At 71.0% G+C, this 11746-nt stretch carries 10 protein-coding genes; 7 read left to right on the forward strand and 3 right to left on the reverse strand.

The annotated features are described in order from the left end of the window. Window positions 1–26: 26 nt before the first annotated feature. Genes C6376_RS36540 through C6376_RS36565 form a run of 6 tightly spaced genes read left to right on the forward strand, consistent with a single transcriptional unit; the run spans window position 27 to window position 5556 of the window. On the forward strand, window positions 27–2138 hold the full coding sequence (locus tag C6376_RS36540) for an ABC transporter permease (RefSeq protein ID WP_107447331.1): 2112 nt from the start codon (window positions 27–29) through the stop codon (window positions 2136–2138). Then, the gene (locus C6376_RS36545) at window positions 2116–2835 is read left to right on the forward strand and encodes an ABC transporter ATP-binding protein (protein WP_254076212.1); all 720 of its coding nucleotides are present in this window, start codon (window positions 2116–2118) and stop codon (window positions 2833–2835) included. The genes C6376_RS36540 and C6376_RS36545 overlap by 23 nt, the downstream gene beginning before the upstream one ends. Then, window positions 2832–3542 (forward strand): ABC transporter ATP-binding protein, encoded by a 711-nt coding sequence (locus C6376_RS36550; RefSeq protein ID WP_107447332.1) that lies wholly within the window; start codon window positions 2832–2834, stop codon window positions 3540–3542. Before C6376_RS36545 ends, C6376_RS36550 begins: the two co-directional genes overlap by 4 nt. Further along, window positions 3539–3946: a hypothetical protein gene (locus C6376_RS36555; protein WP_216825651.1), complete on the forward strand. Its 408-nt coding sequence runs from the start codon at window positions 3539–3541 to the stop codon at window positions 3944–3946. Before C6376_RS36550 ends, C6376_RS36555 begins: the two co-directional genes overlap by 4 nt. Next, on the forward strand, window positions 3909–4229 hold the full coding sequence (locus tag C6376_RS36560) for a hypothetical protein (protein WP_107447333.1): 321 nt from the start codon (window positions 3909–3911) through the stop codon (window positions 4227–4229). The genes C6376_RS36555 and C6376_RS36560 overlap by 38 nt, the downstream gene beginning before the upstream one ends. A 25-nt stretch (window positions 4230–4254) precedes the next feature. Next, the gene (locus tag C6376_RS36565) at window positions 4255–5556 is read left to right on the forward strand and encodes an amidohydrolase family protein (RefSeq protein ID WP_107447334.1); all 1302 of its coding nucleotides are present in this window, start codon (window positions 4255–4257) and stop codon (window positions 5554–5556) included. A 93-nt stretch (window positions 5557–5649) separates the two neighbouring features. Here C6376_RS36565 and C6376_RS36570 read toward each other — a convergent pair whose 3' ends face one another. The 3 genes from C6376_RS36570 to C6376_RS36580 form a co-directional block, all read right to left on the reverse strand. Next, on the reverse strand, window positions 5650–6327 hold the full coding sequence (locus C6376_RS36570) for a response regulator transcription factor (protein ID WP_107447335.1): 678 nt from the start codon (window positions 6325–6327) through the stop codon (window positions 5650–5652). Window positions 6328–6350: 23 nt separating this feature from the next. Further along, a complete protein-coding gene (locus C6376_RS36575) occupies window positions 6351–7535 on the reverse strand; it encodes a sensor histidine kinase (RefSeq protein WP_107447336.1) in 1185 nt (394 codons plus the stop codon). Window positions 7536–7624: 89 nt separating this feature from the next. Further along, a complete protein-coding gene (locus C6376_RS36580) occupies window positions 7625–9820 on the reverse strand; it encodes an MMPL family transporter (RefSeq protein WP_107447337.1) in 2196 nt (731 codons plus the stop codon). A 612-nt stretch (window positions 9821–10432) separates the two neighbouring features. Between C6376_RS36580 and C6376_RS36585 the strand changes: the two genes are divergently transcribed. Continuing rightward, window positions 10433–11671 (forward strand): CdaR family transcriptional regulator, encoded by a 1239-nt coding sequence (locus C6376_RS36585; RefSeq protein WP_254076444.1) that lies wholly within the window; start codon window positions 10433–10435, stop codon window positions 11669–11671. Window positions 11672–11746: the final 75 nt, after the last annotated feature.

The following is an 11746-nucleotide window of genomic DNA, read 5'->3' on the forward strand; positions in this document are numbered from 1 at the left end:
AATAGGGAGAAGCTAATTTCCAAGTCATGGATCAATTCCTGGCCTTCACGGTGGTCGGCCTGAGTACCGCCGCCGTCTACGCCGTGATCGGCACCGGTCTGGTGGTCACGCACGCCACCACCGGTGTGTTCAACTTCGCCCACGGCGCGGCCGGAATGCTGTCCGCCTTCGCCTACTGGCAGCTGGCCGTCGGCTGGGGCTGGCCGGTCCCGCTCGCCCTCGCCTTCGTCCTGCTCGTCCTGGCCCCCGCCTTCGGCCTGTTCGTGGAACGTGTGCTCATGCGGCCGGTGCAGGCGCTCGGCGAGGCCGAACGCCTCGTGATGACCGTCGCGCTGCTCACCGGGTGCATCGCGCTCGCCCGCTGGGTGTGGGACCCCAACACCGCGCGTCCGCTCACGCCGTTCCTCGCCGACCGGCCCGCACTGCGCCTCGGCCCGGCCGCGGTCACCTGGCACCAGGCGATCACCATGGCCGTCGCCCTGGCGATCGCCGCGGCCCTCTGGGCACTGCTGCACCGCACCCGCGCCGGCACGGAGATGCGCGCCTCCGTCGACGACCGGGCTCTCGCCGGCCTCACCGGCGCCGATCCGCTACGTGCCACCCGGCTCGCCTGGGTGCTCGGCATCCAGCTCGCCGCCGTCGGCGGCATCCTCATCGCGCCCGCCGTCGCGCTCGACGCCCAGCAGCTGTCGCTGCTCATCGTCAGCGCCTACACCGCGGCCGTCTTCGGCCGACTGCGCAGCCTGCCGCTCACTTTCCTCGGGGCCCTCGTCGTCGGCCTGCTGGAGGCCTATCTCGCCGGCTACCTGCCGCAGAACGACTACCTTCCGGGCCTGCGTCTGGCAGCCCCCGCGCTGCTGCTGTTCCTGGCCCTGCTCGCCTTCCCACACCGCAGACTGCGCGGCCGTGACCGCACCCCCGTACGGGTGCCGCTGCCGTCGGCACGCGGGAGCCTCCTCCTCGCGGGCTCGACCGTGCTGTTCGCGCTCGTCCTGGTGACGGTCCTGGCGGAGGACGCCGTCCTCGCCTACGGCACGCTCTTCCCGCTCGGCGTCATCGCCCTGTCCTTCGTGCCCCTGGCGGGATACACCGGGCAGATCTCCCTGTGCCAGCTGTCCATCGCCGGCATCGGCGCTGTCGTGTGGGGACACCTCGGCGCGCACGGCGAGCTGTGGGCGCTGCCCGTCGCCACGCTGGTCACCGCGGCCGTCGGCGCGCTGATCGCGCTGCCCGCCCTGCGCCTGTCGGGCATCTACCTCGCGCTCGGCACCGCCGCGTTCGCCGTCGTCCTCGACCGCTGGATCTTCACCTTGCCCGCCTTCGAGGTGCTGGGTGTGCGCGTCACCTTCTTCGACCAGGGTTCGGTGACCGTCACCGGCCCGGACCTGTTCGGCCTGCACCTCACCTCACCGGCCCAGCTGCTGGTGTTCTCCGCCGCCTGCCTCGCCCTCGCCTCGGTCGGCGTCGCCACACTGCGCCGGGGCCGGTTCGGCCGCCGACTGATCGCGCTGCGCGACAGCGAGGCCGCCTACGCCACCCTCGGCGGACGGCTCCTCGCCACCAAGACCGCCGTCTTCGCCCTGTCCGCCGGGATCGCCGGACTGGGCGGTGCCCTGTACGGCATGCAGCTCCAGACCGTCACCGCCGACCAGTTCAACCTCGTCGCCGGACTGCCGATCTTCCTGATCGCGGTCATCGGCGGCCTCGGCGCGGTGGGCACGGGGCTGTTCACCGGCATCGCCTTCGTCCTGCCGGCGCAGCTGATGAGCGGCCTCGGCTCCTGGGTGCACGACGTGACCGCCCTGCTCGTCGCGCTCGCCGGCATGGGACTCGCGCACAGCCCCAGCGGCGTCCTGGTCCGGATGCGCGCCGAATGGGCGCCGCTGGGACGGAACCGGCCGCTGCTGAGCGGGCTGCTCGGCGTCCTCGGCGTGTGCTGGCTGCTCGCGGCGCTCGACGTGGCGAACGGATGGCTGCTCCTCGCGATCGCCCTCGTCACGGCCCTTTTACTGCGCGTCCGCGCCGCCGCCGCACAGCGGCCGCCCACCGACATCCCGCCCGAGTGGTGGGGCATACGCCGCCCCTGGCGGGCCGAGGACGGGGAGGTGCTGAGCCGTGCCACCACTGTTGCGGGCTGAGAAGATCACCGTCTCCTTCGGGGGACGCCGCGCCCTCGACGGCGTGTCGCTGACGGCCGAGGCGGGCCGGGTAACAGGCCTCATCGGCCCCAACGGTGCGGGAAAGTCCACGCTGTTCGACGTGGTCTGCGGGCTGCGCCGACCCCGCACCGGCCGTATCCGTCTCGACGGCCGCGACATCACCCGGGAAGGCCCCGCCCGTCGCGCCCGCCGCGGGATGTCCCGCACCTTCCAGCACCTGGAGCTCTTCGGTCGTCTCTCCGTGCGCGACAACCTGCTCGTCGCCGCCGAACTCGGCCCGGGGCGCCGCCACGCCGCCCGCACGGCCGACGCCGTACTGGCACGGCTCGGTCTGACCGGCGTGGCCGACGACGCGGCCGACGCGCTCCCCACCGGCCTGGCCCGCCTGGTCGAGGTCGGCCGCGCCCTCGTCCTCGGCCCGCGCGTCCTGCTCCTTGACGAACCCGCCGCCGGCCAGGACGCGGAGGAGACACAGCGGTTCGCCGCGTTGCTGCGCTCCCTCGCCGACGAAGGCACGGCTGTCCTGCTCGTCGAGCACGACATGAGCCTGGTGATGAGCGTCTGCGACGAGGTGCACGTCCTCGACCTCGGCTCCGTCGTCGCCAGCGGCCCGCCCGCCCGAGTGCAGACCGACGAGACGGTCCTTGCCGCCTACCTGGGGGAGGCACGACCATGAGCGGACCCCTGCTGGAGCTGGACGGCATCCGCGCCGCCCACGGCGGCATCACCGTGCTGCACGGCGTGGACCTGGCCGTCGAGGAGGGCTGCGTGGTGGCCCTCCTCGGTCCCAACGGCGCCGGCAAGACCACCCTGCTGTCGGTCGCCGCCGGCGTGCACCCGCCCAGCGCCGGCCGGTTGCTGCTCGGCGGCCGGGACGCCACGGGCATCCACCCGCGCGCCATCGCCCGCGCCGGCGTGTGCCTGGTGCCCCAGGGCCGTGGTGTCTTCCCCAACCTGTCCGTGCGCGACAACCTCCGGATGATGACCTTCACGGGCCGCGCCCAGGAGGAGATCGAGGAGATCGCCTACGCCCGTTTCCCCATCCTCGGCACCCGGCGCGCCCAGCCGGCGGGCACCCTCTCAGGCGGCGAGCAGCAGATGCTCGCCCTCGCCCGCGGCCTCGCCACCGACCCCGCCGTCCTGCTCCTCGACGAACTCTCCATGGGGCTCGCCCCGCTGGTCGTCGCCGAGCTCTACGAACTCGTCGCCGGCGTCGCCCGGCAGGGCGTCGCCGTGCTCGTCGTCGAGCAGTTCGCCGCCGCCGTGCTGAAGATCGCCGACCACGCCGCCGTCCTCGCCCGCGGCCGCGTCCAGTGGCAGGGGCGCCCCGACAGCTCCCTGCACGCCGAACTCTCCTCCTACTACCTGGGGAGCCCGACATGACCGCACCTCCCGAAGCGCGTGCAGAACGGTTCGTCCGTGAACTGGCCGAGCTGAAGATCCCCGATCCCGCCGCCGCCCGCGCCACGCTCTGGCTGCGGCTCGGCGGACTGCTCATGGCCGCGGGACTCGTCCTCGGCGCGCTCTCCTTCCCCCTCGCCCACGCAACCGACAACTCCCTCGCCCAGGGCGACGCCCTCGCCATCGGCCTCGGCGGCATCGCCGCCGCCGTGGTGGGCGGAGCCCTGTTCCTGCGCTACTCGCTCACCGGCTTCCTGCGCTTCTGGCTCGCCCGCCAGTCCTACGACCTGGACCGGCTGGGGGAGAGGCTCACTCCACCGGCACCCGCATCCCAAGGAGAACCGCGCCATGCCGTCACCCCGCACACCGGCCCTGCACCCCGGTGACCAACTGGCCTCGGTCACCGGCACCACCCGCGTCATCGTGATCCGGGCCCCGCAGGAGGTCACGGGCCCGGTCGAATGCGGTGGCAGCCCGATGGTCCCGGCCCAGGACGCGCCGGCCGCACAGCCGGCCGGTCAGACACCGGACACCCTCATCGGCAAGCGCTACGTCGACCCCGCCGACACGCTCGAACTCCTCTGCACCGTTTCCGGCACCGGCCACCTCACCTACGGAGGAGAGCCACTGGCGGTCAAACCGCCCAAGGCCCTGCCCGCCTCGGACTGATCCGCCCACAGCCACAAGGAGTCCCATGGACCGCGATGACATGATCCTCATCAGCGTCGACGACCACATCATCGAACCGCCGGACCTGTTCGCCAACCACCTGCCGGCCCGTTACAAGAAGGACGCGCCGCGGCTGGTGCACCGCGAGGACGGCAGCGACGTCTGGCAGTTCCGGGACGCCAGGATCGGCAACGCCGCGCTCAACGCGGTCGCGGGCCGTCCCAAGGAGGAGTACGGCATGGAGCCGCAGGGCCTGGAGGAGATCAGGCCCGGCTGCTACGACGTCGACGAACGCGTCGCCGACATGAACGCCGGCGGTGTCCTCGCCCAGCTGAACTTCCCCTCCTTCCCCGGCTTCTCCGCCCGGCTGTTCGCCACCGAGGACTCCGACTTCTCGATGGCCCTGGTGCGCGCCTACAACGACTGGCACATCGACGAGTGGTGCGCCGCCCACCCCGGCCGCTTCATCCCCATGGCCCTCCCGGCCATCTGGGACGCCGAGCTGTGCGCCCAGGAGATCCGGCGCGTCGCCGAGAAGGGCTGTCACGCCCTCACCTTCCCGGAGAACCCGGTCCCGCTCGGCTACCCCAGCTTCCACTCCGAGTACTGGGACCCCGTATGGCGGGCGCTGACCGACTGCGGCACGGTCATGAACCTGCACATCGGATCCTCCGGCCGCCTCGCCATCACCGCGCCCGACGCCCCGCCGGACGTGATGATCACCCTCCAGCCCATCAACCTCGTCCAGGCGGCGGCCGACCTGATGTGGTCCCGTGTCCTCAAGGAGTACCCGGCCATCAAGATCGGGCTGTCGGAGGGCGGCACCGGGTGGATCCCGTACTTTCTGGAGCGTCTGGACCGCACCTACGAGATGCACGCGACCTGGACGCTCCAGGACTTCGGCGGCAAGGTCCCCTCGGAGGTCTTCCGCGAGCACTTCCTGACCTGCTTCATCAGCGACCCGATCGGGGTGAGGCTCCGTCACGACATCGGCATCGACAACATCTGCTGGGAGGCCGACTACCCGCACAGCGACTCGATGTGGCCCAACGCCCCCGAAGAGCTCCACGACGTACTGACCGCGAACTCCGTGCCGGACGACGACATCAACAAGATGACGCACGAGAACGCCATGCGCTGGTACTCCTTCGACCCGTTCGCCCACGTTCCCCGCGAACAGGCGACCGTGGGAGCCCTGCGCAGGGCCGCGGGCGGCCACGACGTGTCCGTGAAGTCCCGCAGCCGTCAGGTCGTCGCCCCCGCCGAGAAACTCGCCAACTACCGCAAGAAGGCCGAGGCGGCGCTCGCCGCCGCGCAGCCGAAGTAAGGCCGACGGCCCGCTGAGGGGCACGTGCCGATGGCGCGTCCTTCCCGCGTGTTCTCCGGGAGACCTGGGAACCGGTCGTGGCCGGCCGGTGCCTCAGCCCTGTCGTTGCCCCGCGCGTACCAGGCCGGTCTCGTAGGCGATGACGACGAGCTGAGCCCGGTCGCGGGCGCCGAGTTTGGCCATGGCACGGTTGGCGTGCGTCTTGACAGTGACCGGGGTGACGAAGAGGCGTTCGGCGATCTCGTCGTTGGCCAGGCCGGTGCCCACCAGTGCCAGTACCTCCCGTTCCCGGGGAGTCAGCGTGGCCAGGCGACGGGGGTCGACGAGGTCGCCGGGTGAGGGCTGGGCGAGAACCCGGGAGATCAGGCCCTTGGTGGCTGCCGGGGAGAGAAGCGCCTCTCCGCCGGCCACCAGACGGACGGCGTCGAGCAGTTGCGCCGGTTCGACTCCCTTGCCCAGGAATCCGCTCGCGCCTGCCCGGAGGGCCTCGATGACCAGGTCGTCCTCCTCGAAGGTGGTGAGGACGAGGACCTTGACCCCGGCCAGGTCCTCGTCCTGGGCGATCAGCCGCGTCGCCTCGATGCCGTCGACCTCGGGCATCCGGATGTCCATCACCACCACGTCGGCGCGCTCGGACCGGGCCAGTCGGGCTGCCTCCCGCCCGTCGGAGGCCTCCGCGACGACTTCCATGTCCGGTTGTGCGCTGATGAGCAGCCGGAAGGTGCCGCGGAGCAGAGCCTGGTCGTCGGCGAGCAGGACGCGAATGGTCATGTGCGGTGTTTCCTCACGGGGTGTCAGGCAGGTGCGGGAGAGAGCGAGACCGGCAACTCGACTACGACCTGGAAGCCGCCTTCGGAACGCGGGCCGGCGGTGACGGTACCGCCGATGGCGGTGGCCCGCTCGTGCATGCCGATCAGTCCGTGGCCGGTGCCCGCGCCCTTCGGCGCGCCCGGGCGTCCGTCATCCGTCACCGTGACCCGGAGTGAGTGCACGCCATACTCCAGGACCACCGAGGCCGAGGAGGTGGACGCATGCTTGTGGGTGTTGGTGAGGGCTTCCTGGATGATGCGGTAGGCGGTCAGGTCGGTTGCGGGCGCCAGCGGCGAGGGGCCGCCCGTGCGGGTCACCGACACGGACAGGCCGCTCGCCTCGAAGCCGGTGACGAGGGCGTCGAGATCGGCCAGGCGCGGGATGGGGGCCCGCGAGCCCGGCGCGTCGTCGGGCTGGCGCAACAGGCCGACGGTGGCGCGCAGTTCGTCGAGGGCGGCTCGGCTGTTGTCCTTGATGTGAGCGAGCGCCTCGTACGCCTGGTCGGGGTTGGCGCGCATGAGGTGGTGGGCCACACCGGCCTGGGCGTTGACCAGGGTGATGTGGTGGGCGACGACATCGTGCAGATCGCGCGCGATGCGCACGCGTTCCTCGGTGACCCGGCGCCGGGCCTCTTCCTCCCGGGTGCGTTCGGCGTGTTCCACGCGTTCCCTGGCCGCCGCGAGGCTCTCACGGCGGCTGCGGACGGTGCGGCCGAGCGCGGTGGCCGCGATCGCGAAGTCCAACCGCAACAGACTGGCCCCCGCCACCAGGGACTCGGAGTGGGTGGCGGCGTAGACACCGGTGATCGCCACGGCCGAGGCTACCCCGACCGTCCACGCGGTGCGTCGGCTGCCGAGGAGGGCGAGGGTGTACAGGGCGATCAGGCTCGCTCCCGGGGCCGGCGAGATGTGTGAGGCTACGGCCATCAGCGTGAGGTCACCCGCCAGGGTGAAGAGGGCGACGCCCAGGGGCCAGCGGCTTCGGAAGGCCAGCGGCACGCACGACAGCGTCGTCCACACGACCTCGTGCCACCGAGGCTCCTGCCAGCCGTCCTTGCCGACGGCGGCAGTCGCCGCCGCGGCGATCACGATCAGCGGTACCGCCGGCAGTGCGTCTTTGATCCGGTCATGACGGGCCAGCCACTGTCGCCACACCATGGGCAGTTCCATTCCCTCACTCTAAGCAGCGCCGACCGGTGGAAGGCGAGGGCACCCCCTTCCACCGGCCCGCATGCGATGTCGGTCCGTCGTGGTGACGGTCAGTTGGCCAGGCCGGAGGACTCCGGTTCCCGCACGGCGTACAGCGGATGCGTGGGCTCGTCGGCGGGGCCTTCCACGGACACGTTGGGCAAGGCCTTGTCCAGCCGGCGGGGCAGCCACCAGTTGGCCCGTCCGCACAGGTGCATGAGCGCGGGGACGACGATCATGCGGATCAGCAGGGCATCCACAGCGACCGCCACCGCGAGGCTGACGCCGAACTCGGAGATGACCCGCATGCCGCCGAAGACGAAGGAGCCGAAGACGCAGACCATGATGGTGGCCGCGACGGCGATGACCTTGCCGGTCTCGGCCTGGCCGACCCGGACCGCGCGGTGGCTGTCGCCGGTGTGGGCCCACTCCTCGCGCATCCGGCTGACGAGGAAGACCTGGTAGTCCATGGACAGGCCGAACATGATGCCGACGACCAGGATCGGCACGAACGACTCGATCGGTCCGCCGGCACCGAGGCCGAGCAGTCCGGCACCGAAGCCGTACTGGAAGACCACCACGATCGCGCCGAAGGCCACTCCGATGCTGAGGATGTTCAGCAGTGCGCCGACCGCCGGGATGAGCAGGCTGCGGAAGGCGACGGTCAGCAGCAGGAAGCCGAGCGCGGCGATCACCAGCACGAAGACGGGCAGCTTGCCCATCAGGACCGAGGCGAAGTCGTCGTTGCTCGCGGTGACGCCTCCCACGTAGACCTTCATCGACGTGCCCTGTTCGGCTTGCGGGATCACGTCGTCACGCAGGTGGTGGATCAGGTCGGAGGTGGCTTCGGACTGCGGGGAGGTCGTCGGGACGACGGAGACCACCCCGACGGTCTGTCCGTCCTTCATGGGCGCGGAGTGGGCACTGGCGACACCGTCGACCTTCTCGAGGGCGGTGACCAGTTTCCTCTCGGCGGCCTTGCCGGCGGCGTCGGGGGCCTGGACCGCCAGGACGAGCGGGCCGTTGAAGCCGGGCCCGAACCCGTCGGCGATCATGTCGTACGCCTGACGGTTCGTCGAGGTCGTCGGCAGGTTACCGTCGTCGGACGCGCCCAGACGCAGCGACAGCGTCGGCAGCGCGAGCGCCGCGAGCACGGCCAGGGCGACGAGGGCCAGCGTCTTGGGCCTGGCCTGCACCCGCTCGGCCCACCGGCCCCACAGCCCGGCCCGGCCCGAGGAGCGCGGCCGGGTCCAGCCGGACATCTCGCGGCGCTGCTTGCGGCCGAGGACGCGCGGGCCGATCATGCCGAGCAGCGCCGGGAGCAGGGTGATGGCGGCCAGCACGGTCAGTGTGACGGTGATCGCCGCGCCGATCGCCATGCCGTTGATGATGCCGACGTTCAGGGTGAGCATGCCCAGCAGCGCGACGACGACGGTCAGCCCGGCGAACACCACGGCCCGACCGGAGGTGTTGAGGGCCTTGGCTGCCGATTCGGCGACGCTCATGCCCGCCATGAGGTTGGTGCGGTGCCGGTTGACGATGAACAGCGCGTAGTCGATGCCCACGCCCAGGCCGATCAGCGAACCGAGGGTCAACGTGGTGCTGGACAGGGTGATGACGTGGCTGAGCAGGATTACCGCGACTGCGGAGGTGCCGACACCGACGATGGCCGTGATGATTGGCAGCGCGGCCACCCAGACGGCCCGGAAGACGAACAGCAGCACGATGAAGGCGAGGGCGATGCCCATGACGTCGGCGACTGGGTTGGGAGCGGGGTTGACGGTGAAAGCCTGCCCGTTCAGCGCGATGTGCAGAGTCCCCGACGCCGGGCCGGTGGCTATTTCCTTCACGTGGTCGACCTGGGTGTCCTCCACCTCCCGGTCGAACGCGACCGAGGCGTAGGCCGTCTGGCCGTCCTTGCTGATCTGTCCCTTGCCGAGCGGTGTATAGGGGCTGGTCACCTCGGCGACGCCCGGTGCCTCGGCTATCTCCTTCAGAGTCCGCGTCATCACCTGCTTGGCGGCGGGCTCGGTGACCTCACCGCCGTTCACCTGCCAGACCACCCGGCCGCTCTTGCCCGCCGCACTGTTGGAGGCTTGCCGGAGCAGTGCCGTCGCCTTGGCCGAGTCGGTGTCCTGCGAGGTGGGGCTGTCGCCGAAGGCGCTGCCGGCCGCACCGACTCCGGCGCCGAGAGCGAGCAACAGGCCCACCCAGACCAGGACGACGGCGAGCCGGTGCCGGTGGCACCAGCGGGCGAGAGGGGACATCGACGAGCCTTTCCAGGGGACTGTCATGCGTGCGGGCCGACGATCACGGCCCACTCGAACACTCGCAGTTCTCCGGTCTCTCGTCATTGGCCGTTCGCAGACACTTGCGTCTACTGCGATCGCAGCAGAGAGGGGGCAGGCGTCTGCCGTCGACGGCTCCGATCGGAGCACCAGAACGGCCCTTCCATGCGGTTGATCACGTAGGTGATGCCGCTGTCGGGGATGTGAGGTCACCGACGAGCCGGAGTTGCCGGATCGCCTCGTCCGGGGCGGCGCGACAGTCATCGTGGTGAGCTGGTGCAGGCCGCTTACGAGGCGAGGTGTGCCGACTGCCAGTGCGGCCGGTTGACGGGTAGCACTCCGCTGGCTCCACGCCTCCTGGAGGGTCGACGACCGCATGGTGACCCCGGACAGTCGGCTCCGTTCGCACGAGGAGTCAGGTCGCCGCGCAGCGACTTGGGGACCGTGAACCGCTACAGCATCCGTTCGTCGACCAGGCGCGAGCCGCTGCCGGCATGCTCCCCCGCAAGGCGTCGGGCCCTGCCGGGCGCCGGTTCATCTCGGTGATCTGTCAGCGCAGTGGCGCCGTGGCTCCCCTAGGCTGAGGCCGTGATGCGCCGATCAGGTCAGGTGGCCACCCTCAGCGAGGTGGCCGACATCGTCGCCGCTCAGCGGCAGTCTCTGGCCGAGGCGGCTCTGGAGGCCATGCGGGCAGAGATTCCCGGCTATGCCGCCCTCAGGAACGAAGCGCTGCTGGCCGACGTGGTGGCCCACGTGTCGGAGGCGGTCGACGCGCTGAGCATCAGCCTGGCCCGCGGCCGTCCGGTCACGGACGACGACGTGGCGTTCGTCCGCCCGCATGCCGCGCGGCGGGCCCGGCAGGGCATGCCCCTCGTCGACTTCATGCACGCGCTGCGCATCGCGCACCGCCTGATGTGGGAGACGATCGCCGACTGGGCGGTGCACACGACCGGCGGGCGTGACGTTGCGCTGGAAGCGGGCGGACTGGTCATGGAACTGATCAACCGGGGCAGTACGGTCGCCGCCCGGGCTTATCTGACCGAGGAACAGTTCCTGGCCGTGGAAGGCGACCGGGTGCGTCGGGACCTGCTCGAAGACCTGATCGCGGGGCGGGAGCCGGCGCCGGGGCCACGGCTGACCGCGGCCACGAAGGCCGGGCTGCATCCCGACACGGCGTGTGCCGTGGTGGTCGCGGTCCCCGTGGGTCCCGTCGACGACCCCTACAGCCTCCGCGCCGCCGCCTCGCTTCTGGGGCAGGCCACAGGCGACCCGGCTCGTGCGCTGACCGTGCTGCGGCAGGACGAGATCGTGATCGTGCGGGCCCTGCGTGAGGGCGCCGGCAGCGTGCCCGGGGAACCCGTGAGGACGGCCTGGCGGACGCTCACCGACCGGGGGACACGGCTGGCGGTGGGCATCAGCACGCGGTACGACACCGTCATCGACCTGGGGAAGGCGTACCACGAGGCCGTCTCCGCGCTGGGCACTCTTCCGCCGGAGGGTGGTGTTGTCTGCCTGTCCGATCTCAGCGTGCTCGACTATCTGACGCTCCGAGCGGACGAGACCGCCGCACGGATCGTGCCGGCGGCGCTCCGTACTTTCGTGACCGAGGACTCCAGGGCGGACGGCACCTTGATCAGAACGGTGGAGGAGTACGCGGCCAACGATCTGAACGTGAAGGCCGCGGCCCAGCGACTGGGTGTCCACATCAACACCGCTCATCACCGTCTGGCTCGTGTCGAGGAACGGACGGGGTGCGACCTGCGCAGACTCACCGACCTCCAGCAGTTGCTGATCGCGATCAAACTGCTCGGGCGGGGCTCCGGGGGGTGACCCGATCACCTCAACCGGTGGAGACCCGATCACTTCCCTCCACAGAGGTGTGATCCGATCACAGCGCATCGGCCG

Source organism: Streptomyces sp. P3 (assembly GCF_003032475.1).
In the GTDB taxonomy this organism is placed as follows: domain Bacteria; phylum Actinomycetota; class Actinomycetes; order Streptomycetales; family Streptomycetaceae; genus Streptomyces.

What these genes read in the sequence shown, in the direction of transcription:
- C6376_RS36570 (WP_107447335.1), bottom strand. Translation starts at nt 6,327, where the DNA reads ATGACCATTCGCGTCCTGCTCGCCGACGACCAGGCTCTGCTCCGCGGC.
- C6376_RS36585 (WP_254076444.1), top strand. Translation starts at nt 10,433, where the DNA reads ATGCGCCGATCAGGTCAGGTGGCCACCCTCAGCGAGGTGGCCGACATC.
- C6376_RS36540 (WP_107447331.1), top strand. Translation starts at nt 27, where the DNA reads ATGGATCAATTCCTGGCCTTCACGGTGGTCGGCCTGAGTACCGCCGCC.
- C6376_RS36580 (WP_107447337.1), bottom strand. Translation starts at nt 9,820, where the DNA reads ATGTCCCCTCTCGCCCGCTGGTGCCACCGGCACCGGCTCGCCGTCGTC.
- C6376_RS36550 (WP_107447332.1), top strand. Translation starts at nt 2,832, where the DNA reads ATGAGCGGACCCCTGCTGGAGCTGGACGGCATCCGCGCCGCCCACGGC.
- C6376_RS36555 (WP_216825651.1), top strand. Translation starts at nt 3,539, where the DNA reads ATGACCGCACCTCCCGAAGCGCGTGCAGAACGGTTCGTCCGTGAACTG.
- C6376_RS36565 (WP_107447334.1), top strand. Translation starts at nt 4,255, where the DNA reads ATGGACCGCGATGACATGATCCTCATCAGCGTCGACGACCACATCATC.
- C6376_RS36575 (WP_107447336.1), bottom strand. Translation starts at nt 7,535, where the DNA reads ATGGAACTGCCCATGGTGTGGCGACAGTGGCTGGCCCGTCATGACCGG.
- C6376_RS36560 (WP_107447333.1), top strand. Translation starts at nt 3,909, where the DNA reads ATGCCGTCACCCCGCACACCGGCCCTGCACCCCGGTGACCAACTGGCC.